Origin of the sequence: Streptomyces sp. NPDC021356 (assembly GCF_040641015.1) — a bacterium.
Taxonomy (GTDB): domain Bacteria; phylum Actinomycetota; class Actinomycetes; order Streptomycetales; family Streptomycetaceae; genus Streptomyces.
Map to the genome: position 1 here is coordinate 360,252 of NZ_JBFACU010000004.1, position 25,633 is coordinate 385,884.

The following is a 25,633-nucleotide window of genomic DNA, read 5'->3' on the forward strand; positions in this document are numbered from 1 at the left end:
CCATCTCCAGGACAGACCATTTCAGATCAGCCTCAATTCCGTGCCCTTTCCCTGGGCGCGGGAGTTCAGTCCAGCACCCTGCTCGCCCTTTCCGCCGAAGAGATCCTCCCGAAGGTCGACTACGCGATATTCGCCGACACCGGATGGGAACCCAAAGCCGTTTACGCTCACCTGGACCGACTGGAACAGGAGATAGCCAAGCCCGCTGGCATACCGGTCCTCCGCGTCTCAGCCGGAAACATTCGCAGCGACGCCCTGAATCCGGACCACCGCTTCGCCTCCATGCCCCTGCACATCCTGAACAAGGACGGGCGGCCTGGCATGACCCGCAGGCAGTGCACCGGCGAATATAAGATAAAGCCGATAAAGCAGAAGGTACGCGAACTCCTCGGACACCCCTACCCCTCGCGCGTTCCCAAGGGCGTGTTCGTTGAGCAGTGGGTGGGAATCTCCACCGACGAATTCCACCGCGCCAAAGACGCCGACGTGAAATACATGCGCAACCGGCATCCGCTTCTCGACCTGAGCTGGAGCAGAGCAGACTGCGTCCGTTACCTCTCCTCACTCGGGCTGGCCGATACACCGAAATCAAGCTGCCTGGGATGTCCATTCCACGGAAATGTGCAATGGAGGCATATCAGGGACACGTCCCCGTCCGAGTGGGCGGACGTCGTCGAATTCGATGCGGCCATCCGGCAGGGCAATGCCCGCGCCAACGCCTCGGGCAGCCGACTGCTCGGCGAGGCGTTCCTGCACCGCTCCCGCGTCCCGCTGAGCCAGGCGCCGATCGACCACGTCACCGCCGCCGAACGGGCAGCACTGCGCATAGACGCAGACGAAGCCGACGCGCTGGAGAACGGCGTCGTGGACGGCTGCTCCCCGTGGGGGTGCCGAGGGGACGCGGACGTGCTGACCCGCGACGACTTCGGGCTGGCCACGTGATACTCGACCTCTTCGCGGGTCCGGGTGGTTGGAGCAGGGCACTGGCAGTCTTCGGTGTGCGCGACGTCGGCCTGGAATGGGACGAGTGGGCCTGCAAAACCCGTGTGGCTGCCGGACAGTTGACGATCCGCACCGACGTGGCCATGTATCCGACGTGGCCCTTCCTCGGTCGCACGCGCGGGCTGATCGCGTCCCCGCCGTGCCAGGCATGGAGCATGGCCGGCAAACGCCTCGGCCTGCTCGACCAGCCGCTGGTGCACACGGCGGTGGAGGACCTCGCCGTCGGCCGTGACACCCGCGAGCGTCTCCTCGCCGCCTGCCGCGACGAGCGCTCCCTGCTCGCGGCCGAGCCGATGCGCTACCTGCATGCCCTGAACACGGTCGGAGAGCCCGAGTGGGTCGCGATGGAGGAGGTGCCGGACGTTCTGCCGCTGTGGAAGCAGTACGCGGCCGTTCTGCGCGGCTGGGGTTTCTCGGTCTGGTACGGGATCCTCAACGCCGCTGACTTCGGCGTTCCACAGACGCGCAGGCGAGCGATCCTGATCGCCTCCCGGGTGCGTACGGCACAGCCTCCCACGCCCACCCACGCCCAAGTCGCCGAGCCTGACTCGCTGTTCGGTCCGGGCCGCGCCCGCTGGGTCAGCATGGCCGAGGCCCTCGGATGGGGCGCGACTGACCGGCCCGTTCCCACCGTCTGCGCCGGCGGCGGACCCGGCGGCGGACCCGAACCGTTCCCTTCGGGCTCCCGCAAGTCGCTCTCCGACGCCCGGGAGCGCGGCACCTGGATGCCCAGGCCGGACGGTGTGCTCCTGCAGTCCCGCCGCGAAGGAACTGGCTGGAAGGCACGGCACGGCGCACGACAGAACCGTGCCGCCGACGCTCCGGCGCCGACGTTCTCCGCCGACGCACACCGCTGGTCCTGGTCCCTGCGCAGCAACAACCAAGCGAACGCCACCGTCCGCCCGCTGTCCGAGCCGGCGGGCACACTGTTCTTCGGGCACCGCGCGAACGAGTGCACCTGGGTCGCCGGACCAGCCTCGCCTCCGACCGAGGACACGGACACACCAGCGGTACCCGAGCCGATCCGGATCACCGCCCGCGAGGCCGGCCTCCTGCAGACCTTCCCCGCCGACTACCCCTGGGCCGGCAACAAGGGCCAGCAGTTCTCCCAGATCGGCAACGCCGTACCGCCGTTGCTCGCCGGCCACCTCCTCGCCCCGCACCTCGGCGTCACCCTCAACCCCGACGACTTCACCCTCGCAGCCTGATGCCCCACGTCCCCGAACCCGAAGAAGACCACCTCGACGCCATCGCACCGCCGCAGCCGGTGTTCCACGTCGAGCAGGCCCTCCTCGGCGCCCTCCTCCTTCATCCACACCGCCTCGGCGACGTGACCGGCATCGCCGCCGACTCGTTCTCCACCGCCGCGCACGCCGCCCTGTTCACCGCCATCAGCACCCTGCCTCCGCCCGACCCCGCCGAGCACGCGAAGAACACCAAATGGCTCGACCAAGTGCTCGCCACGGGGCGCGAACAGGCGCGCGGGCTGACCGCCTCCTACCTGCACACCCTCGTCCAGGTCTGCCCCTGGCCCCGCCACGCACCGGCCTACGCCCGGATGGTCGAGGCCGAACACGCCCGCCGGCGCCTGCAGACGGCCGCCGAACGCCTCATCCAGAGCGTCGACGACGCCACCCACCCGCACCCAGTCGAGACAGTACTCGCCGAGGCCGACGCGCTCACCGCGGTCGTGGACGACATCGCGAGCCGGTTCCCGCCGCGCGCCGGAGTGCTGCCCCGCACCGCGGCACCGCCGCCGGCCATCACCACCGACCGCACCGAGGCGGTCGAGGAGGAGCAACTGCTGCTCGCGACCGCCACCGCCCACCCCGCCGACATCGAGTCCGTCCGGTGGCTGCTCCCCGACGACCTCACCCGGCCCCTGCACGCCGGCCTGTGGCAATGCCTGACCGCCCTGGCCCGCCGCCGCGAGCCCGTCGACCCCGTCACCGTCCTATGGGAGGCCCAACAGCGCGGCCTGCTCGACAACGCGAGTGAACCCGGCGAGGTGCTCCGCCTGCTGGCCGAACCGGCCGGTTCCGTGGAGCACTGGGGCGAACGTGCCCTGCAGCGCTCCCTCCTGGCCACCGCCGATCACGCTGGCCGGCGCATCTCGGCGTACGCCGGAGACCCGGCGAACACCCCCTTCCAGCTTGTGGTGGGCGCCCGCCGCTCCCTCGCCGACATCAGCGCCGTTCGCACCCGCTGGCAGCACGCCACCGGAACTGTCCCGCCACCACGGCCGCGCCCGGCACCCGCCACTCGCGCCGGCCCGCCGACCACGACGGCCGCTCACGCCGCCCGCGCCGCGCGAGCAATCCGATAACACCCCACTCACGCCGGTGGCCGGACCCGAAGGCCCGGCCACCGGCAGAAGAGACGACACCCAACGTGACCACCTCCATCGACGCTCACGTCCGCCTCGACACCCACCCAACCCATCCCAGCGCCGTGACCGCTGTCCTGACCGGCAGCCAGGCCCGCATCGCTCTCATGGCTCTGGAGGCAGCCGACTGGGCCGTCCTCGCCGACAACGTCCTGGTCCTGGCCCGCATCGACCACGAGGAGCCCTACTGGGCTGAGGATGCAGCCAATCACCTGTCCGCCGGCGGCATCACCGTCGAAATCACCCCTCGACTCCGGGAGGCCATGGACGAGGAATGGACCTGGGCGGACTATCCGATGCCGTGGTGCACCCGCAGCGAGATCCGCGAGGTCTCCAACCAGGCGCAGAAGATCCACGACGACATCCGCTACGGCCATCTCCTCATCCACGCCCACGCCCACGACGGCCACACCACCGTCGCGGTCGGCACGTACCTCGGCCGCAACGGCAAGTCCGTCTACCTCCACGGCGAGGACCACCTGCGCCAGGTCGCCGACACCTTCGACTCACCCGCCCAGGCCCTGCTCGCCTTCGAGGAGATCCACGGCACCGACATGCGCCCCGGTCCGGCACCCCTGACCGACGCCGAGCGCGCCGCCGTCGAGGCCCGCGCCACCTTGGACCTCGGCGCAGCGATACCCGGGCCTCACTGCCCGGAGCCGGAGACCGTCCCCGTCTACCTGGCCGATGCAGGCGACCACGACGCCCTCCTCGACTCCTTCCTCGACCGGCACGGCGAGTTCGAGAAGTGGCGGACCTGGTCCGACGAGACAACCCACGTCATCCACGAGTCGCAGACCCTGCGCATCGAGCGCGTCCACGAGACCCCGGCCCACGAGACCGCGTGGACCGTAGCCGCCTACGAGACGCCCGTCTCCGACCGCATGTGGGTCCTCACCGCGACCGGCGCCACCCCCGCCCCGGTGATAGCGGAACTTCTGAATCACCTCGCCGACGGCGACGGCTGGGACACGACCACCGGCGTCCCGGTGGACGAGAAGAGGGTCACCGCGGCCACCCAGCCGCTCTCCGACGCCGGATGGAAGCACACCGTGGACGGGCGATGGATCCGCTGGACATCCCCCGACGGGAACGTGGGCGTCCAGTTCGACGCCTCCACAGCACAACACCCGAATCAGAACCTGGCCACCTGGACCGTCTGGGCCGGCCCCGGACCGGACCGGCCCATCTGGGCCATCACCGCGTCCCCGCATACCCCGAGTTCGCTGCTGGCCGATCTCTCCGAAACCCTCGCCCACGAGACCGGCAGGCGCCAGGCACAGCCTGCGGGCCGCGAACACAGGACCAGCCTCGCTACCAGTCCGCCGGCCACGCCCATGTTTACGGCCGACCCAGCCGTCAGCCGTTCACGCTGAGCATGGGCGCACACGAGCGGGGCAACACAGTGCGGGATCGCCGGTTGGTCAAACCAGCGATCCCGCGCACATTCGTTCGCGGCGCACTCTGCCCCGTTCCATCGACGCCAGGTCTGGGATTCCGCGGCCTCGGTCGTAGCACGCTCAGGCCGCTCTTGATGTCAGTGACACCCTTTAGGATTCGGTCCGAGGGTTGAGCTGTGCTTCCTGAACGCAGCGGCAGGAACTACGGCAGGCTTACAGACACGGACGGGGAGCCGCATGCTGGAAGACCGGTGGACGACGGTCACCGAGTCCGAGTATGAGCACGAGCGCCGTGGTCTTGAGGCGATCCGCCGGCGCCTGCCGGATGAGGAGCCGTGGCGTGCCTGGACGAACTTCATGTTCACCGCGAACAGCGGGCACGTCCGTGAGGTCGATCTTCTGGTGGTAGCGCCGGCCGGGGTCTTCCTGGTCGAGTTGAAGGACTGGCACGGCTCGGTCCACGGCGGCGGCAACGACTGGGTGCAGACCACGCCCAGCGGGACCAGCCGTCGGCATGGCAACCCGCTGCACCTGGCGAACCGGAAGGCCAAGGAGCTGTCGGGCCTGATCAACGGCGTCTCCGGTCGGCCCGCGCACCGAACGAAGATCTGGGTGGGTGAGGCTGTCTGCTTCACGGACGACAAGCTTCAGGTGAACCTTCCGGCTGCCGACATGAACGGCGTGTTCACGGTCAAGCAGCTGGTGGAGATGCTGGCCGTGCCGCCGGGAGACGCCCGCTACCAGATCACAGCCGAGGCATCCCGCTTTGTCGATGCAGCCCTGAAAAAGCTCCGTATCGCACCGATCCGCCGCCAGTACGAGGTGGGCTCCTACCTCCTGGAGGCGAAGGCGTTCGACTCCGGGCCGTCCTGGGCCGACTATCTGGGACGCCATTCCCAGCTGCACGATCTGGCACGGGTGCGGGTCTTCCTCAGTGAACGTGGTGCCTCCGACGACGAGCGGCGCTCGGTGGAGCGTGCCGCCGCCCGCGAGGCATCGGTACTCAGCCGTTTTCGTCATCCCGGTGCGGTACAGCTGAAGAATTATCTGCCGTCGGGGCATCCCGCCGGGCCCGCGATCCTCTTCGACTACCACCCGGAAACGCTGCGCCTGGACGATTACCTGGTCCAGCACGGTGAGGGTCTCGATCTGCAGGGGCGCCTCGCGCTGGTGCGGCAGCTTGCCGAGACGGTGCGCTCCGCGCACTCCCGGCGGGTCCACCACCGCACGCTGTCGGCGCACGCGGTGCATGTGATTCCGCGCGACCGCGGTCCAATCGGGCGGGAGCTCGGCGAGGAGCAGCGCTGGCTGCGTCCGTGGACGCAGATCGCGGATTGGCAGATCGCCACTGGGCAAAGCTCCAGCCGCGGCCGGCCGCTGACCCTGGCTCCGACTAACGTGACGGGGTTCCATGTCGCCGAGCAGGCTGATCCCTATCTGGCTCCGGAGCTGAGGATTCCGAAGGCCGATCCGGTGCGCCTCGATGTGTACGGGCTCGGCGTGCTCACCTATCTGCTGGTGACCGGGCAAGCGCCTGGCGCGAGCCAGAGCGAGGTCATGGCACGTCTGGAGGCCGGCGAGAGTCTGCGTCCCAGCGCGCTCGTCGACGGTCTCAATCCGGACATCGACGATCTGGTGGAGGCTTCCACCGCGTACGAACCGGGTCGGCGTCTGTCCACGGTCGACGACTTCCTGGAGATGCTGGAGTACGTCGAGCAGGCATTCGTCGAGGAGGTCCCGGGCGGCGGGGACGCGGCTGCAGTCGCGGGCGGGGACGGCGGTTCACCCGCAGGCGTGGGCGAGGAAAGATCCGAGCCGGAGAAGGACCCGCTGGAGGCCGTGGCCGGGGACGTGCTGGCCGGACGCTGGGAGGTCGTGCGCCGCCTCGGTACAGGCTCGACCGCGCGGGCCTTCCTGGTGCGGGATCTGGAGGGCGAGCCTCGGCGCAGCGGCAGCCTGCCGGTGGCAGTGCTGAAGGTCGCGCTGAGCGAGGCCAAGCATGCTGTCCTGGATCGTGAGGCGGAGGTCCTGGGCCGGATCCACAGGGACTCCAGCATCATTTCGCTGTACGAGCCGCAGCCCCTGACATTGGCTGGGCGCCGGGTCCTTGTCCTGGAGTACGTGGGCGACAGCCGGGAGCTGAAGGACCAGGACGGCAGTGCGAGTAAGGGGCCGCGCCGCAGGGAGGACACCGTTGCCCGCCAGCTGCGGGACAACGGCCGCTTGGGCATGGACCAGCTGGAGGCGTACGGGAAGTACCTCTTCGGTGCTGTGGAGCACTTGGAGGCGGAGGGGATCTGGCACCGGGATCTGAAGCCGGACAACATCGCGATCCGGGTCCGCCCCAACGGCACCCGTCAGCTGGTGCTGATCGATTTCTCGCTCGCCGGGTACCCGGCGAAGGAGATCGAGGCGGGCACCGAGGGCTATCTCGACCCGTTCGTGGGCGTCATCACGCGCGGCTCGTACGACGGGCACGCCGAGCGGTATGCGCTGGCCGTGACGCTGCATGAGATGGCGTCGAACGAGCTGCCCCGTTGGGGTGACGGCTCGGTCACGGCCCGGCAGACGGATGCGAAGGAATGGCCGTACCCGCAGCTGGCGGCAGACGCCTTTGAGCCGGCCGTCCGGGACGGCCTGGTGGCGTTCTTCCGTAAGGCGCTGGCCCGAGATGTGAAGGACCGCTTCCCGGATCTCAAGCCGATGGAGCGTGCCTGGCAGCGGATCTTCCTGGACGCACAGCAGACCACGGCGCCGAGCACCGGTCACGGTGAGAAGTCGGGGCGCGGGGCGAAGGGCGGCACCGACGCGGTTGCCGGGTCGGCGGCGCAGCCGCGGATCGGGCGGGAGGACGACGACGTCTCTGCCGAGCAGGTCCGCGACCAGCAGGCCGAGCGCGCCGACCGGAACACGCCGCTGTCGGTGGCGGGTCTGACGGTCGCAGCGCAGTCGCAGCTGTTCGCGATGGGGCTGAACACCGTCGGGGACGTCTTGGAATACTCGGCGAAGAAGTTCCTCACCGCGCCGGGCATGGGCTCGCGCACCCGGGAGGAGATCCAGCGCCGGCAGAAAGAGTGGAACGCACGCCTGGGCAAGGCGGCTCCCGCGCCGCTCAGCGCGGAGGCCCGCAAGGCGGCGGGCCAGGAGCTCTCCGACCTGGAGCGGGCGGTCGCAGAGTCGGTCGCCGCCGACGGGGACGGCGCCGACCCGCAGGTGCTGGGCGGCCTGAGCCTGGACGCCCTCGCCGCCCGTCTCGTACCGAAGCCATCCAGCGGTAGTGCCCGCTCCAATGCCAAGGAGCGCGAAGCAATCCGGCTGCTGCTGCGGCTGCCCGATGAGACAGGGACGCTGCCCGGGGGCCTGGCCTGGGTCCGGCAGCGGGACGTCGCCGATGCGGTGGGCCTGACCGCGGGCCGGATCCCGCAGATCGTGAAGAAGGCGCGCGAGCGCTGGTACAAGGACGCGGCCCTGGGGCTGCTGCGTGAGCAGGTGGTGGAGCTTCTGGCTGAGCGCGGCCGGGTGGCCCCGGTGATCGAGCTCGCCGACGCCCTCATCGCCCGGCGCGGCACCCAGCACGTGGAGCGGCGCGACCGGCGTGCACTCGCCCTGTCGCTGCTGCGTGCGGTGGTCGAACGAGAGAGTTACGACAACGAGTCCCCGCCGCTCTTCCGCTACTTCCACGCCCGCATGCCCAAGGGCGCCGATCCGGTACTCGGCCTGCTCGCCCTGGATGTCCGGGAGGACGTGGACGGTCCGGACACCCCGGCGCTGCCCGCCCTGCAGGAGTACGCGCTGAACCTGGGCGTGCGGGCCGACCGGCTCGCGGCGCTTGAGTCCCTGCCGACGGCGAGCACGGTCCTCACCGAGCTGGACGCGGTGCGACGGCCACCGGGCAGTCTGGGCTGGGACGAGCGGCGGACGGCCGAGATCGCGGTCGCCGCCTCCACCCGGGCCGCGCTCACCCCGCGGTTGGAGATCTACCCGCGCGACCTGGACCTTGTGCGTGCGCTGCGGATCACCCAGGCCGGCGTGGTCGCCGTGCAGCCGGGCGTCGAGGAGGAGCGGCAGCCGGGCCTGACGGTGGACGCGCTGCACAAGCGGGTCGCCACCCGCTTCCCCGACCTGGGCACCGATCCGCTGGCGCCGCGCGAGCTGCCCACGGGCAGCGCCCTGGTCCGCGCCCTGAAGCAGGCCGGCTTCGAGCTGAAACTAGCCACCCGCTACGACAAGGTGCTCCGGCTCATCCCGGACCGCCCCTCCGGGGACGCCACTGCCGGGCTGACCTCGGCGAGCTGGGGTGCCTCGGCTGCGCGCCGCTCGGCCCCCACCCAGTACGACGCGGACGCGGCCGTCGCCGCTGCCGTCAAGGCTGAGCAGCGACTTATGCACTCGGCGCAGCAGGACGGCTTCCGGGTCCTGACCGTGCCCCAGCGGCGGGCCGAGGACGCGGTGCGGCGGCTGGCCGGCGAACCATACAGGGCTCGGCCGGTGTCGGTGACCGCATTGTTCGTGGCCGAACTGCGCGGCGTGGTCGGCGAGGCTGCCCGGCCGACCTGGGAGACCGTCCTCAAGGCGGACGCCGCCGAGCCGGGTAGTCGGGCTCACCAACAGCTGCGCATACGCACCGACAAGGCGTGGGGGCGGATCGAGCCGCAGCTGCGGGAGCAGCTAGCGGAGGCCGATGGTCCGCTGTTGCTCACCGACACTGCGGTGCTGGCCCGCTACGACGCGCTCGACCTGCTCGGGCGCCTCTCGGAGGAGGCTCGACAGGGCGGCAGCCCGCTGTGGCTGCTCGTCGCCCAGTCCGATCCGGCACGGGCTCCGCGGTTGGCCGGGCAGAGTGTTCCGTACCAGGCGGGGTTCGACGAGTGGATCGTTGTGCCTGACGCCTGGGTCGCCCGCAAACACCTCGCACCGGACGCCTGACCTGTTTCACCCCTTCTCATCTGATCTTCTCCCTCCTCTCCCATTCCCGACTGGAGCCGTTCGTGATCGACCGCCAGAGCCTCCTCGCCGACCTGCAGAAGCAGGTCAAGGCGGCAGAGACCGACCTGGAGCAGCAGGTCAAAGCCGTCCCTGAGGTCGGGACGCGGCTGCGTGGTGAGTATGAGCAGGCCCGGAAGCTGGGCCGTACGGCGGCGACGTGGAACGCCTGGCTCGGCGAGCGGATCACCCAGGTCGCGGTGGCATGGGTCCTCGGCACGGTCTTCGTGCGGTTCAGCGAGGACAATCGGCTGATCGCCGAGCCGTACATCACCTCCCCCGACGTGGCGGGGCGGGAGATCGCGCAAGCGCGGTTCGAGGAATACCTGGAGAAGGACACCGACCCGACGTACCGCGGATGGCTGGAGAGGGCGTTCACCGAGCTGGGCGCCGGACAGGCCGGGCGGCTGCTCTTCGATCGTGATCACAACCCGCTCTACCAGATCCCGCTGTCGCACGACGGCGCCGGCGCGCTGCTCGCATTCTGGCGGGAGCAACGCGCCAGTGAGGTCAGCGGGGACGAAGGGGCGGGCGGTCCGGTCCTCGTGCACGACTTCAGTGACCCGCTGAGCGAAGACGGTACCGGGGGCTGGGATACCCGGTTCCTGGGCGACCTGTACCAAGACCTGAGCGAGGCGGCCCGCAAGACGTACGCGCTGCTGCAAACGCCGGAGTTCGTGGAAGAGTTCATCCTCGACCGGACGATGACCCCGGCGGTGCGGGAGTTCGGCTTCGAAGAACTGAAGATGATCGATCCGACATGCGGGTCGGGGCACTTCGTGCTCGGGGCGTTCCGGCGGCTGGTGCGGATGTGGGCTGAGCAGCGGCCCGAGGTTGGCGCCTACGAGCGGGTGCGAGCGGCCCTGAACTCGGTGCACGGGGTGGACCTCAACCCGTTCGCGGTCGCAGTGGCCCGTTTCCGACTGCTGGTCGCGGCGATGGCCGCGAGCGGCATGCGGACTTTCAAGGAGGCACGGCGCTACGAGTGGCCCATCCAGCTCGCGGTCGGCGACTCGCTCATCAAGGACCGGCAGCTGGAGCTGCAGTTGGGGCTCGCTCTTGAAGAGGAGGGCGGCAGCGCAGCCGGTGACCCGCTGGCCGACTTTTCGTACGCTACAGAGGACGTGCACGAGCACCCCGGGATCCTGGAGCAAGGGCGCTACCACGTGGTCGTGGGCAACCCGCCTTACATCACGGTCAAGGACAGGCAGCTCAACCAGCTGTACCGGGAGCTGTACGACGCGTGCGCGGGGACGTACGCGCTGTCCGTCCCCTTCGCCCAGCGGTTCTTCGAACTGGCCAAGCGGGGCGGAGCCGACGGGAACGGCTACGGCATGGTCGGCCAGATCACAGCGAACTCCTTCATGAAGCGCGAGTTCGGCACGAAGCTCATCGAGGAGTACTTCGCCCACAAGGTCGAACTCACCGAGGTCATCGACACTTCGGGGGCTTACATCCCGGGGCACGGGACACCGACGGTGATCCTCGTGGGACGGCCGAGGGATGGGTCGAAGCGGCAGTCAACGATTCGGACGGTGAGGAGCGTACAAGGGGAGCCTTCGGCTCCGGAAAACCCCGGGGAAGGACTGGTCTGGCTGGCGATTACGGACCAAATCGATCAGCCAGGGAGCGCAGGACAATGGGTCTCGGTAGATGACCTGGAGCGGGGACAGCACTTCGGCAAGCAACCTTGGGTCCTAGCGGATGGCGGGGTGGAGATGATCGAAATGCTGAATTCAGCTTCACCTGGAAAACTCGCGCTATCCACTCGGAGCGTCGGACGAACAACCGCCACTGGCGCAGATGACATCTTCTTTCTCCCAGATCGAGCCACGGCACATAGACTGGGAGTTTCCGACTTTACTCGGCGTCTCGTCACTGGAGATTCCGTTCGAGACTACACATTCTCTGATGGCATCGAGGTAGTTAGCCCTTACAGTGACAGAAAGCAGTCGGACCCGCTACCTAGTACTGAGGGTCCTGTATACCGCTTCCTTTGGCCCGCGCGCACACAGCTCCGCGAGAGAGTCATCTTCGGAAAGTCAATGGAAGAGAACGGCAAATCATGGCATGAACACCTGGAGAATTACTCCAGCAAGCTCTCCGATCCCCGCGGCTTGGCATTTTCATTCGTCGCCACCCACAACCACTTCACGCTCGACCGCGCCGGACTCCTTTTCAATCGCACCGCACCCGTAATCAAACTCCGAGGAGAGGCGAATGGCGAGGGGGAATACATTCGACTCCTTGGGCTTCTCAATAGTTCTGTAGCCGGGTTCTGGCTCAAAATGGTGAGCCATGACAAGGGAAGTCAGGGCGTTAATGAAGGGTACAAGTCCCAGGCGTGGGAGCGTTTCTATGAATTCACAGGTACCAAGGTCCAGGAATTCCCCCTCCCTGTGTCCTACCCTGTGCTCCTCGCCACCGAGCTTGACGCGCTCGCCAAGCAACTCTCCGCAACAACCCCTGCCATCCTGACCAGCGAAGCTACCCCCACCGCCCTCGCCCTTCGCAACGCCCGCGCCCATCACGCGTCCACCCGCGCCCGCATGATCGCTCTACAGGAGGAGCTGGACTGGCAGGTCTACTACCTCTACGAGCTTCACTCTGAGGACCTGCGGCTGCCCGACCCCTCCGCCGTCCCCGAACTCGCCCTCGGCGAGCGTGCCTTCGAGATCGTGCTCGCGCGCCGGGTCGCCGCCGGTCAGGCCAGTGATGAGTGGTTCAAGCGGCACGGCTCCACGCCGATCACGGAGATCCCGGCGCACTGGGCCGCCGACTATCGGGCGCTCGTGCAGCGGCGGATCGACGTCATCGAGTCGAACCGTGCTATCGGCATGGTGGAGCGCCCGGAGTACAAACGGCGCTGGGCCACCGACGGCTGGGATGCTATGCAGCGGAAGGCGCTGAAGTCCTGGCTGCTCGACCGGGTCGAGGACCGCGCGTACTGGTTCGACGCTAGCGGCAATCCCACCGTCACCACCCTCGCCCGCCTCGCCGAAAATCTGTCCACCGACGAGGACTTCACGTCCGTTGCTGAGCTGTACGCGCCCCGGCAGGATCTCGTGAAGACCGTGCGGGAGCTGCTGTCCGAGGAGCACGTGCCGTTCGTGTCCGCGCTGCGGTACAAGCCGTCCGGGCTGAAGAAGCGTGCCGACTGGGAACAGGTGTGGAAGTTGCAGCGGGAGGAGGACGCCGCGCCCGACGAGCCCGCCAGGCGGAAGGTCCGTGAGCGGACGCCCGTGCCGCCGAGGTACACCTCGGCGGACTTCCTGAAGCCGAGCTACTGGCGTGCGCGCGGCAAGCTGGATGTGCCCAAGGAGCGGTTCGTGTCCTATGGCACGGTCAACGCGCAGTCGCCGGATCTGTACGGGTGGGCCGGCTGGGATCACCTGGAGCAGGCCCTCGCGCTCGCCTCGCACATCCAGCAGGCTGGGCTCAGCGACGACGACCTCGTGCCTTACCTGGCCGGACTGCTTGAGCTGCAGCCGTGGTTGGAGCAGTGGTATGGCGAATACGACCCGGAGTTCGGGGCGTCGCCGGCCGCCGAGATCCTGGCGTTCAGGCAGCAGAAGCAGGGCGAACTCGGGTTGACCGACGATGCACTGCGGGCCTGGCGTCCGTCGGCCGCCAGCCGTGGACGCGGCGCGTCGAAGGCCGCCACATCGAGGACGCGCACGGGCACGAAGGCCGCCGTCCAGACGTCCATCATCGACGCCGACAACGACACCGTCACCGAGGCCGTAAGCGGCGCAGAGTCCGCCTGAGCAGGGCGAGGAGCAGACACACCATGGCTTTCATGAACAGGAACAATCCTCGTTCCGAGGACCGGCCGCTGCTTCGGGAGCTGATCGACATCCCGGAGTCGGTGTCCACCTCCGACTTCGTGTTGAAGCTGAACGAAGCGGTCACGCCCGAGGGGGCCGAAGCGGCGCTGAAGGACTACGTCGTCACCGACCGGCTGCTCGGCAACTTCGACGAAGCCCTCGACCTGATCAAGTCCGCGCTGGACAGCCGCTCGTCGAAGGCTGCCTATCTGCACGGCTCGTTCGGTTCTGGTAAGTCGCACTTCATGGCGGTGCTCTACGCACTGCTATCACGGAACCAGGCCGCCCGGGCGCGCAGCGACCTCGACCCGGTGCGGGCCCGGCACGCCTGGCTGGATGCGGACGACCGCAAGTTCCTGCTGGTGCCGTACCACATGCTGGGCTCCAAGTCGCTGGAGCAGCGCGTGCTCGGCAAGTACGTCGAGCACGTACGGAAACTCCACCCTGGCTGCGCGCTGCCGCAGGTCTACCGGACCGACGGGCTCTTCGAGGACTTCGCCGAGCAGCGTCGTCGTAACGGTGACGAGCGGGTGATTGAGCAGCTCGCCGATGCCGGCGACGGCCAGGAGGACGAGTGGGGTGACTCCTTCGCCTGGACCTCTGAGCTGCTGGACCAGGCGGTGAACGCTCCGGAGGAGCATGAGAACACCAAGGACCTCGATCTGGAGAACCCTTCCACGCCGCGGGAATTGCGGGCCCGTCTCGTGCAGGACCTCACTCAGACTCTGTTCCCGTCGTTCTCGCGTAACGCCTCCGAGGACGCCGACGGGTTCGTCTCTCTGGACAAGGGTCTCGGCATCATCGCCGCGCACGCCAAGTCCCTTGGGTACGACGGGCTCGTCCTCTTCATGGACGAGCTGATCCTGTGGCTGGCCTCCCGTATTCACGACCAGAAGTTCGTCTCCCGCGAAGCCGACAAGATCACGAACTTTGTGGAGGGCGGCGACGAACGGCGCGCCATCCCGGTGGTGTCCTTCATCGCCCGCCAGCGCGACTTGCGTGAGCTGGTCGGCGAGGAGATGTCAGGGGCCGCCGAGGCCGCCGTCCAGGACAGTCTGAAGCTCAGCGGCGGGCGCTTCGACAAGATCGTCCTGGAGGACCGCAACCTCCCGCAGATCGCGCAGGCCCGCCTGCTCAAGCCCACCAGCCCGGAGGCCGAGGCGAAGGTGGAGGCTGCGTTCGCCGAGGCCAAGAGGCTCGGCCCGGACGTGTGGGACACCCTTCTCGGCCATGACAAGTCCACCACCGGCGCGGACGAGGGCGCGTTCAGGCGGACGTACCCGTTCCCGCCGGCGTTCATGGATACCCTGGTACACATCTCCGCGGCCCTGCAGCGCTCCCGCACCGGCCTGAAGCTGATGAGCCAGCTGCTCGTCGACCACCGCGACGACTGGCGGCTCGGGCAGCTTGTGCCGTTGGGTGATCTCTACCCGGCGATCGCGGGCGGCGGCGACAAGGCGTTCAGCGGGGAGACCAGTGTTCATTTCGAGGCTGCCGACAAGCTGTACCGGGACAAGCTGCGCCCGTACCTCCTGAAGACCAACCAGGTCACCGAGGACCAGGTCGAGGCGTACCGGCGCCGCCCCGAGACACTCGGCGACCCACAACTTGCTGCACGCTGCCGCGATTTCACCGGTGACAGCCGACTGCTGCAGACCCTGCTGCTGTCTGCGCTCGCGCCCAGTGTGCCCGCGCTGGCCGACCTCACCCTGGCGCGGCTGCACGCCCTCAACCACGGCTCCATCACCACCCGCATCGCGGGGACCGAGGTCGGCCGGCTTGAGCAGAAGGCGAAGGAGTGGGCGGCGACCTTCCCCGAGATAAAGGTGACGGGTACCGGGCCGGGTGCGGTGGTGCGCCTGGAGCTCACCGGTGTCGACCTGGACGCCGTCCTCGCCAACGCCCAGGTCCACAACAACCAGAACAACCGGCGTGCCAAGATGCGCGGCCTGCTCAAGGAGGCGCTCGGCGTCAGCGACGGGCCTGGCGGCTTCGACGCGTACGACGTGCTCAACCTGGTGTGGAAGGGCACCGAACGGCAGGTCGAGGTGGTCTTCGGTAACGTCGCCGATGTCGACTCGCTGCCCGAGGCGACCCTGCGACCGAGCCAGGAGGACGCCTGGCGGCTCGTTGTCGACTTCCCCTACGACGAGGGCGAGTTCGGGCCGATGGATGACCTGCAGCGGCTGCGCGCCCTGCGGGAGAAGCCGGGCGGTGACTCACGCACCCTGGCCTGGTTGCCCACCCACCTGACCGATGCTTCCCGCGGCGACTTCGAACGCCTCGTCGTCATCGACAAGGCCCTCGCTGACGAGACCCGCTTCGACTCCGACTTCGCGCGCAGCCTCAACGCGGACGACAAAGAGCGCGCCAAGGGCATGCTCCAGTCGCAGCTCCTCATCCTCACCGAGCGCGTCAGCCAGGCGTTGCGGCAGGCGTACGGGCTCACGCAGAAGCAGGAAGGGGTCGTCGACCTCAGCTTCGACACCCACCTGGTCGCCCAGCAGGACGTGCCCGAGCTGCGGCTCCCGCTCGGCGCGACCTTGGATACCGCCGCCCGTGACCTGGCCAGCAAGCTGCTCGCCCACCAGTACCCCGCCCACCCCGACCTGGATCCGGACGGCACGGGCAGGCCGGTGAAGCCGGCCGAGATCAAGACCGTCTTCGAGTATGTCCGCAAGGCCGCCGAGAACCGTGACGGCCAGACCGAGGTCGACTCCAAGGACCGCAAGACCATGGCGCGGATCGCGGGCGGCCTCGGGCTCGGCGCGATGCGGGAGGCGTACTACCGGCAGTCCACCGCCTGGTCCGACCACTTCAACGACCGAGCCCGCCGGAACGGCACCGCCGAGCCGACCCTGGTCAAGCTCTCCGACTGGAGCGACCTTCCCGAGCCGCGCGGACTGCCCGAGCCGCTGCGCCGGCTGCTCGCCGCCGCGTACGCGGAGATGACCGACCGGGTGTGGGTGCGCGGCGGCGTCCCCGTCGAACCCGCGCCCGCACCGCACGAGCTGAAGGGCGACTACGCCCTGCGCGAGCAGCAACTGCCCACGGAGAGCGACTGGGCAGAGGCGCGCAAACGGTTCGAGACCATGCTCGGCGACCAGGCGCCGCAACTGCGGCGCGGCCGGATCGTCAACCAGTTCGCCGCACAGATCAAGCAGGCCGCCGCCTCACTCGGCCAGGACGCCGGACGGCTCGTCGGGGAACTGGAGAAGCACCGTGCCTTCCTCCAGTTGAACGACGACTCCCCGCGGCTCGTCCTTGCCCGGCGGGCGCAGGAGCTGGTCAAGGAGGTGACGGAAGCGGGCATCGAGGCGAAGACCGTCGTGGACCGGCTCGCCCGCTTCCCTCTCGGCGACTTTTCCGCACACCGGTACGGCATGTCGTTGAAGAGCGCAGGGAAGGTCGCCAGCGCGCTGCAGAACACCAGCTGGGACCAGCTGAGCCTGGCCGACACCCTCGGCGTGGACGGCGCGGCCGTCCTGGAGCGGGTGCGGGATGCTGCTGCTGGCGACCCGGGTGATTACCCCGACCTGCCGGGCGTGCTGCACGCCAGCAGCCGGGAAGTGCTGTCCCTGCTGAGGTCTCGCCAGAGCACGACCGAGCGCCCCCAGCCGTCGCCCACTCCGCCGCCGAGCTCCGACAGCGTGGACCTGAACGGCGGCTCCGCCCACCCGCAGGTGCTGCCGGAGCCGCCGCAGCAGCCGGGGCCGCGCACACCGTCCCGGTCCGTGGCCCGCTCCGGCGGCGGGCGGACTACCGCCGCCCGGGCCGCCGCCGAACTGCAGGCGGAGATCGCGGCGCTCGCGGCCGAGCACCCGAACGCCACCGTCGAGGTCACCTGGAAGGTCGTCGACTGATGTCCGACACGGTCACCACAGCCCCCGCGACCGCCGGCCCCGCCCGGCTGTCGGCAGGAACCGTCCGTCAGTACCTCGCCGCCCGCAGTCGGCTCGGTGACGGCACGGTCCGCGTACTGCTGCTGCGGGCCGCTCCCGTCTGGGACGGGCCCGCCGTGCAGCGTACGGCGAGCGGGCTGCAGGCGCGGGTGGTCGTCGCGCCCTCGGTGCTGGCCGTGCACGAGCAGATCCTGGGCCACCTCGACGCGCCGACTCCTCCCGACCCCAAAGTCCTGGTCGTCCTCACCGACCGCGAGGACACCGACCTGGACCCCGGGCTGCTCGCCCGCGTCTACGGCGGAAGGATCCGGTCCGTCGACAATTGGGAGGTCGTGCAGGAGGCGTTCGACGCGCGCGGTCTCGACGGGCGGCTGCGGAGGGAGACCTGGGCGGCCGAAGCACTCCTTGACGCGGCGGCCAGCCGCGGTTGGCCCTCGCTCGGCAAGGGACTGCTCTCCCGAGACGAGGCCCTCACCCGGCTGGCCCGGCGTCGGCTCCGGCTCGGCCGCCGTGACACGGACGCGTTGGGCGGGCCGGCCGCACACGACGACGGGGACCGCATCGACCCCATCACCCTGTTCCGGTGGACCCACATCCCCGGCAGCCCCAACCTCCTGCGCGACCTGCGCGGACCGGAACGGGCCGGCCTGGCCCGCTTCCTCGCCGAACCCGAACAGGCCGGCTCCACCGGAAAGATCATTACCGCCCTGGTAGACGCCGACCACGGGGCGGACGCAGCCGCCTACGCGGTCGTCTGCGCGGCTCTGTGGGGGCACGCGGAGGCCGACCACGACCTTTACCGGGCGCGCGGGCGCGCCGAGCGATGGCTCGGTGACCAGCCCCCCGCCCAGGGCGACGACCTCGACCGACTCCTCACCTCCTTCGGGCAAAGCGGTGAGGCGTACGTCCGCGGCCTCGTCGACCGGGGCGAACACCGGCTCGCCGACCCGGTCCTGAGCAGGGCCGCACAGCTCGTCACACAGTTCGGGGCGCAGACCGCCGCCGCTGCCAGTCCGCTGCTCGCCGCCGGACTCGATGCCCGCTTCACCGCCGCGGGCCGCGCCCTCGCCGACGGCGGTCCCGAGACGGTCACAGCTGCCATCACCGCGCTGGCCGAACACGCCCTGGCCGTCGACGGCGCCACCCAGGCCCGTATCGAACGGGTACGGATGGCAGGGCGGCTGCGGCGGTGGCTGGCGTCCCAGCCTGAAGTCGACATCGCCTCGGTGGCAGACGGCGCCGACCGCCAGATCCGCGAACTCGGCTGGGTAGACCGAGCCTTGGAACACCTGGACACGGGCGGCGACGCAGATGACGCACTCGCCAACGCCTACAGCCGGATCGGCGAGCAGGTGCGCAGCAAACGTCGTGAACTGGACCGCGCGTTCTCCGAGCGGCTCGCGGTGTGGACCGCAGATGGCACCGCCCCCGGCGCCATGCTCACCGTCGAAAGCTTCCTGGACCGGGTCGTCGCGCCCGTCGTGGACTGTCCCGGCCGACGGGTCCTGCTCCTCCTCATCGACGGAATGAGTGCGGCGATCGCAGCCGAACTGGGTGAGGAACTGCACGCACACTGGTCCGAGTTCGACCCGCTGCAGGGCGCGACCGGAGCACCGGTGAGGCGTGCCGTGGCCGCTGCGCTGCCCACTCTCACCGCCGTTTCCCGCACCTCGCTGTTCGCCGGCACCCTGATGAAGGGCGACCAGAACGACGAGAAGCGGCTCTTCCCTCAGCACCCGTGCTGGAAGGGGGCCCCTGCGGCTGTCTTCCACAAGGACGATCTGCGCAGCCCCGACACCGGCTCGCCCTTCTCCACCGCCCTGACTGAAGCGCTCGCCGACGAGCGCACCCATGTCGCGGTCGTCCTCAATACCGTCGACGACCGGCTCGCCAAGGAGCAGAAGCTCGGCGACGGCGCTTGGGAGATCAAGGAGATCGGCGGCCTGGAACCGCTGCTGCGGGCCGCCCGCGCCAACGACATGACCGTGATCCTCACCTCCGACCACGGCCATGTGGTCGAGCGACGCGGCAGCAAGATCGACACGGCCGCCGGCGCCATAGGGTCGGCCCGTCACCGTGCCCCCGGCGGACCCGTCGCACCGGCCGAAATTGAGCTGTCCGGACCACGGGTGGTCTGGCCGGAGCCCGGATCGCGGATCGTCGCGCTGCGGGACCACGACGCCCGGTACACCGCGCTCAAGGCGGGCTACCACGGCGGGGCAACCCTCGCCGAGTTCACCATCCCCCTCCTCGCCCTACTGCCGTTCGGCGCGGAGCCACCTGCGGGGTGGCGGGAGCTGGGCGACCTTACGCCCGCATGGTGGGAGCAGGACAACGACGCCACCACCGGACTCGAGGCCGAGACGAAGGCCGGAGCCGATGCCATCGCGGCACCCGAGGCCACCGCTGCACGCCCAAGCCGCAAGCAGGCCAAGAAGTCAGCCCCGCCCGTGACAGAGGGCGCTATCAGTCTCTTCGGCGAGGACGAGGTCGCACCCTCCGCACCACAGGAACCTGTCGCCCCTGTAGTGAAGCCTGCGGCCGTACCCGTCTCCGATCAAACAGAGGACCCTGCCACCGCACTGGTGAATCGCCTCATGGCCACCGAGCTGTACCAGGAACAGCTGGCACTGCTCGCCCGTGTGCCACGCGACAAGGCGGTCCTGCCGAAGGCTTTGGCCGCGCTGGTCGAAGCGGGCACCCTGCCCATGACCGCCCTGGCCGAACGCGCCGGCCAACCCGCCACCCGAGCCCCTGGCCTCGCCGCGACCCTGGCCCAGCTCCTCAACTATGACGGCGCCCAGATCCTGGAAATTCTCCCCGACAACCGCACCCTGCGCCTGCACCGGGGCCAGATGATCGAGCAGTTCGGACTGTGAACCGGGGGTCTGCGGCCATGCCGGGCGGTGCAGTCGGCCCGCCCGGCCGCTCCGAGCACCGGCGGCGCGGTGCACGGCCGGGTGTCCGGCCAGGTGGGCAGCCGGATGGGAGACTATTCGGGTGAACGCGTTTGGATCTTCAGCATCCGGGGCTACCACCCCGGTCAGCGCGGTGCGGCGGCGTGCTGTCGTGGACGCGCTGCGGCGCGGCGCCGTCCCCGAGAGCGGCCTCGACCTGCTCGCCACCGGACTAGACCGCTTCGAGCGGGCCGTCGATGAGGAACTGGACACTGCCGCCGCAGGCGGTTCGGTGTTCAAGGCCGTGCGCGGCGAGTACGGATCCGGCAAGACCTTCTTCACTCGCTGGCTCAGCGAGCGCGCCAAACGGCGCACCTTTGCCGTGGCCGAGGTGCAGGTGTCAGAGACCGAGACCCCGTTGCACAAGCTGGAGACGGTCTACCGGCGACTCACTGAGCGCCTGGCCACCGCGAGCTTCCCGCCCAGCGCCCTGCGGCCGGTCGTAGACGCCTGGTTCTACGCACTCGAGGAGGATGCACTCGCCGACGGCGCGAGCGAGAGCGAGCTGCCACAGGCCGTGGACCGGCTGCTCACTGCCCGCCTGGCCGAGGTGTCCCGACACGCCCCCGCGTTCGCCACCGCCCTGCGCGGATACAAGCAGTCCCTGGATGCCGGCGACGAGGCCACCGCCGCAGCGGTGATGGCCTGGCTCGGCGGCCAGCCGCACGTCGCCGCAGCCGCCCGGCGCAGTGCAGGCGTCCGCGGTGACCTCGACCACTTCGGTGCCTTCGGCTTCCTTCAGGGCCTGCTCACCGTGCTGAGAGACGCCGGGCACGCCGGCCTCGTCCTCGTCCTGGACGAAGTAGAAACCCTGCAACGGGTCCGCTCCGACGCCCGCGACAAAGCACTCAACGCGCTGCGGCAGCTCATCGACGAGGTCCACTCCGGCCGCTTCCCCGGCCTGTATCTCATCATCACCGGCACGCCCGCCTTCTACGATGGACAACAGGGCGTACAGCGACTCGCACCGCTCGCCCAGCGCCTCGCCACCGACTTCACCACCGACCCCCGCTTCGACAACCCGCGGGCCGTCCAGATCCGGCTGCCCGGATTCACCGAGGCATCACTGACCGGCCTGGGCGCCACCATCCGCGACCTGTATACCGAAGGCTCCCAGTCCCCCGACAGGATCAAGCAGCTTGCCGACGACGCCTACCTCACCGACCTGGCCCGGGCTGTGGGCGGGGCACTGGGCGGGAAGGTCGGAGTCGCACCACGGCTGTATCTGAAGAAGCTGGTTGGCGACGTACTCGACCGGATCGACCAGTTCCCCGACTTCGACCCGCGCAGGCACTACAAGCTGACCGTGGGCAGCAGTGAGCTCACCGCCACCGAACGGAACTTCGCCGCGCCCGCACCGGCCGCCTCGGCTGACGACCTCGACATCGACCTCTGACGCCCCAGTTCCCGAAGTCCCGAACTCTGACGATCAGCCCTGGAGTTGCAGACGTGCAGGAGCAGCCGCGCGGCACTGACCCGCTGGAGCGCCTTGACCCGGTAGTCCTGCACCACATCGTCAACACGCTCGGGTGGCCCGATCTGCGCCCGCTGCAGAAGGCGTCCGTGCACCCGCTGATGAACGGTGAGGACGCGGTCCTGCTCGCGCCGACGGCGGGCGGGAAGACGGAGGCCGCCACCTTCCCCCTGCTGTCCGCCATGCGAGAGCAGCGCTGGACCGGCACCTCCGTCCTCTACCTGGCCCCGCTCAAGGCGCTCCTGAACAACCTGGTGCACCGGGTCGACAGCTACGCCCAGTGGCTGGGGCGCCGAGCCGCCCTCTGGCACGGCGACACCCCCGAGTCCGTACGCCGTCGCATCCGCACCGAATCCCCCGACTTCCTGCTCACCACACCCGAGTCGCTCGAAGCGATGCTCATCAGCGTCAAGACCGACCACGCACACATGCTGGGCCGGGTGCGTGCCGTCGTCGTCGATGAGGTGCACGCCTTCGCTGGGGACGACCGCGGCTGGCACCTGCTTGCCGTGCTCGAACGCCTGGAACGGCTCGCCGGCCACCGCATCCAGCGCATCGGGCTGTCCGCCACAGTCGGCAACCCCGACACCCTGCTCACCTGGCTCCAGGGCGCACGCCCCGCCGACCGCCCTGGCCGGGTCGTCGCCCCCGGCGTCACTCTGCCCGCCACAACTGGCACCAGCGAACACCCGCGCCCCGCAGGGGAGGTGGAGCTCGACTACGTCGGATCGCTCGCCAACGCCGCCAAGGTGGTCTCCGCCCTGCACCGAGGCGAGAAACGGCTCGTCTTCTGCGACTCTCGCAAGCAGGTGGAAGAACTCGGTGCGGCACTGCGCGCCCGCGACGTCACCGTGTTCCTCTCACACGCCTCACTGTCCACCGACGAACGCGCACGCTCTGAGCAGGCATTCGCCGAAGCCCGCGACTGCGTCATCGTGTCCACCTCCACCCTGGAACTCGGCATCGACGTCGGCGACCTAGACCGTGTCATCCAGATCGACTCACCCAGCACAGTGGCCTCGTTCCTGCAGCGCATCGGCCGCACCGGGCGTCGCGCCGGCACATCCCGCAACTGCCTGTTCCTCGCCACCCGACCCGACAACCTGCTCCAAGCCGCCGGCCTGCTCACTCTGTGGGCCCGTGGCTGGGTGGAACCCGTCACCCCGCCCCCCTCACCCCGCCATCTCGTCGCTCAGCAGCTCCTCGCCGTCACCCTGCAGGAACACCGCGTCGGCGACCGGTTGTGGCCCGAGCAGTGGAACTGCCTGGCTCCCTTCGACCAGTCTGCCGCGCCCCTCCTGTCGCACCTGGTCGCGGAAGGCTTCCTCGACAGCGACGGCGGCATGCTGTTCATCGGCTCCGAAGCCGAGAAGCTCTTCGGCCGCCGGCACTTCATGGAGCTGACCGCCTCCTTCACCGCACCCCCCGAGTTCACGGTGCTCGCTGGACGCACCGAGATCGGCACCACCGACCCCACCGTCCTCACCGAAGAACGACCGGGCCCGCGCCGCCTGCTGCTAGCCGGCCGCAGCTGGCAGGTCACGTTCATCGACTGGGCCCGACGCCGTGCCTTCGTGGAACCCGTCGAAGACGGCGGCATTGCCAAATGGCAGGGCAGCGAAGCTCGCGGGCTGTCCTACGTCCTCACGCGCGCCATGCGCGACGTCCTGCTCGGCACGGACCCCGACGTCCGCCTCACCCGCCGCGCCGTCGCGGCCCTCACTGAACTCCGTATGGACCGCGCACCCCACGAAGTCCACCCGGCGGGCACCCTGCTGGTCCGCGACGCCGACGCCACCCGCTGGTGGACCTGGGCCGGATACCGCGCCAACGCCACCCTCACCGCCTCCCTCGGCAACCTCGCCGACCCCGTCCAGCGCCCCACAGACACCCATATCCGGCTCCGCCAGGACCTCTCCCCCACCGACTGGAAAACCGCCCGCGCCGAACTCCCCGACTCCCTCACCCTGCCCACCGTTGACCCGCGGGCAGTCCGCGGCCTCAAGTTCTCGGCGGCCCTCCCGCCCCGCATCGCCACCACCACCCTTGCCGAACGCCTCGCCGACTTCAACGGCGCCCTCGCCGCAGCCCGCGAGCCCGTGCGGATGGAATGGGGCACCTGAACAACCCGGAACACAGGCGAATTTTCAGGCGGCTGAGGTCCTTCTTGGCCTGGAGGACGCTCGCGCTTGTCTCGATGTCGATGCGGTGGCCGGTGCCGTCTACCCACCTAGGCTTCCACCACGAGGGGCAGGCAGGTCCTGCTCACCAAGATTGAGGTCCGCCTCCAGCAGCCACGCCCCAGTTCCAGTCCTGGTACCAACGCACTTACTCGAGGTCAAGAGATCGCCCATTTGAGATGGAACCACTCAGGTCGCCATGACCGCGTCGAGATACTCTTGCACCGGCTTGAACAGCCCATATGGCACATACTGCGGGATATCACCATGGGCGACCCACGCAAGCTCAGCCAACTCCTCGGCGTCCGCGACATGAGCAGTACCGCCCACCACCTCACAGGCCGTGTACGACATCAACCGACCTGTCTTCGGGTGGACCCGCTCGCCGAGCAGCTTCATGGCGGCCACCTCCACCCCGGTCTCCTCGTGGGTCTCTCGTACGGCGGCGTCTTCGCGGCTTTCACCCGGCTCAATTTCGCCGGCCGGGAACTGCCACGAGAGCTGTCCCTCGCTGACCCGGCGCCGCACCATGAGCACGCGCCCCTCGCTGACGACGATGGCCGCGGCGATGCCCGGCTGCTCCTCCGCGTTCTGCTGCGTCACGTCTGCTCCTCCAGGACAGCCAGGATGGGTGGGAAGATCCTATCGACGGGGATGAAGCGGGGGACCGAGTTTCTTGGGACCCACATGACGTCGATGTTCTCGACTGCGTCGGTGTTGCTGGCTTCGCCCGCCAGGTATTCGCAGAGGAAGTATTCGCACAGCACGCCGGTCACGGGATGAAGCCGGTTCCCAAGGCGCTGCCGGACCGCGCAGTGGACACCCGTTTCATCCAAGGTCTCCCGCACGGTGGTGGTCTCCGCCTTGGCTCCTGGCTTGATGACACCGGCCGGGAACTGCCAGGTGATCCCGGCGGCGTCGTCGTCGCGCCGGCACACGAGCAGCACATCTCGGTTACGGATGACCACAGCGATGGCCACGCGCAGCGCCTGGGCGCCTGACGGTGTCGAATCTGTCGGGCCTCGCTCCTTCGCCAGTAGGAGCGCGAAGCGCTGCCGCGCAGCCACGGGAGCCTGCTCGTAGGCCGTGTCGAGGAGCTGCTGCATCTCCCTGCGAGGGACGACCGAGGCGTCGGAGTGCCAAGCGGCCACGGTTCTCGCGGCGATACCCAAGTGCGCGGCGAACTGTTCGTTGCCGAGGCGTAGGGCGGACTGCAGCAGGCAGGCGTAGCGGCCGGTCCAGCGCTCGACCACGTCCATGATGCTGCCCCCTCATCGTCGCTCTGGTGCAGGAACCTGCGCGCGGAAGGTGCACTCCTACCGCACTGGCACTGCATGGTCACGCAGCTGGAGCGTCGGAAGAATCGGAGTCGCCAGGAGCCAGGCAAACACCCGCCACAGGCTCAGCCCTTGGGCAGGCCACAGAAGGGACGAGGGCACCAGACGATCACATAGGGATTCTAGGTGCGTATCACCGGCGGACGACAACGGAGGCGAAGTTGGCTAGATCGGTCACCTCGATT

At 69.2% G+C, this 25,633-nt stretch carries 12 protein-coding genes; 10 read left to right on the forward strand and 2 right to left on the reverse strand.

Annotated elements, in window-relative coordinates; genetic code table 11:
* Nucleotides 1-78: 78 nt before the first annotated feature.
* From AB0G56_RS07610 to AB0G56_RS07655, 10 genes are all read left to right on the forward strand, one after another.
* Nucleotides 79-942: a hypothetical protein gene (locus AB0G56_RS07610; protein WP_360965243.1), complete on the forward strand. Its 864-nt coding sequence runs from the start codon at nt 79-81 to the stop codon at nt 940-942.
* Nucleotides 939-2,210: a DNA cytosine methyltransferase gene (locus AB0G56_RS07615; RefSeq protein ID WP_360965110.1), complete on the forward strand. Its 1,272-nt coding sequence runs from the start codon at nt 939-941 to the stop codon at nt 2,208-2,210. The genes AB0G56_RS07610 and AB0G56_RS07615 overlap by 4 nt, the downstream gene beginning before the upstream one ends.
* Nucleotides 2,210-3,328 (forward strand): DnaB-like helicase N-terminal domain-containing protein, encoded by a 1,119-nt coding sequence (locus AB0G56_RS07620; RefSeq protein WP_360965113.1) that lies wholly within the window; start codon nt 2,210-2,212, stop codon nt 3,326-3,328. The genes AB0G56_RS07615 and AB0G56_RS07620 overlap by 1 nt, the downstream gene beginning before the upstream one ends.
* A 65-nt stretch (nt 3,329-3,393) precedes the next feature.
* The gene (locus AB0G56_RS07625; RefSeq protein WP_360965116.1) at nt 3,394-4,764 is read left to right on the forward strand and encodes a DUF317 domain-containing protein; all 1,371 of its coding nucleotides are present in this window, start codon (nt 3,394-3,396) and stop codon (nt 4,762-4,764) included.
* Between the two features lie 261 nt (nt 4,765-5,025).
* Nucleotides 5,026-9,714, forward strand: a complete 4,689-nt coding sequence (gene pglW / locus AB0G56_RS07630) for a BREX system serine/threonine kinase PglW (protein ID WP_360965119.1) — start codon at nt 5,026-5,028, stop codon at nt 9,712-9,714.
* Between the two features lie 62 nt (nt 9,715-9,776).
* The gene (pglX, locus tag AB0G56_RS07635; RefSeq protein ID WP_356307353.1) at nt 9,777-13,538 is read left to right on the forward strand and encodes a BREX-2 system adenine-specific DNA-methyltransferase PglX; all 3,762 of its coding nucleotides are present in this window, start codon (nt 9,777-9,779) and stop codon (nt 13,536-13,538) included.
* Between the two features lie 23 nt (nt 13,539-13,561).
* Nucleotides 13,562-17,461, forward strand: coding sequence for a phage resistance protein (locus AB0G56_RS07640; RefSeq protein ID WP_360965122.1), 3,900 nt, complete (start codon nt 13,562-13,564; stop codon nt 17,459-17,461).
* On the forward strand, nt 17,461-20,379 hold the full coding sequence (gene pglZ / locus AB0G56_RS07645) for a BREX-2 system phosphatase PglZ (RefSeq protein WP_360965125.1): 2,919 nt from the start codon (nt 17,461-17,463) through the stop codon (nt 20,377-20,379). The genes AB0G56_RS07640 and pglZ overlap by 1 nt, the downstream gene beginning before the upstream one ends.
* A gap of 121 nt (nt 20,380-20,500) precedes the next feature.
* Nucleotides 20,501-21,853 (forward strand): BREX system ATP-binding protein BrxD, encoded by a 1,353-nt coding sequence (gene brxD, locus AB0G56_RS07650; RefSeq protein ID WP_360965128.1) that lies wholly within the window; start codon nt 20,501-20,503, stop codon nt 21,851-21,853.
* A 53-nt stretch (nt 21,854-21,906) separates the two neighbouring features.
* Nucleotides 21,907-24,054 (forward strand): DEAD/DEAH box helicase, encoded by a 2,148-nt coding sequence (locus AB0G56_RS07655; protein WP_360965131.1) that lies wholly within the window; start codon nt 21,907-21,909, stop codon nt 24,052-24,054.
* Between the two features lie 246 nt (nt 24,055-24,300).
* On the opposite strand, the gene AB0G56_RS07660 is transcribed toward AB0G56_RS07655, so the two are convergent.
* Both AB0G56_RS07660 and AB0G56_RS07665 read right to left on the reverse strand, forming a co-directional pair.
* A complete protein-coding gene (locus AB0G56_RS07660) occupies nt 24,301-24,714 on the reverse strand; it encodes an NUDIX hydrolase (protein WP_360965134.1) in 414 nt (137 codons plus the stop codon).
* Nucleotides 24,711-25,370, reverse strand: a complete 660-nt coding sequence (locus tag AB0G56_RS07665) for an NUDIX hydrolase (protein WP_360965137.1) — start codon at nt 25,368-25,370, stop codon at nt 24,711-24,713. The genes AB0G56_RS07660 and AB0G56_RS07665 overlap by 4 nt, the downstream gene beginning before the upstream one ends.
* Between the last annotated feature and the right edge of the window lie 263 nt (nt 25,371-25,633).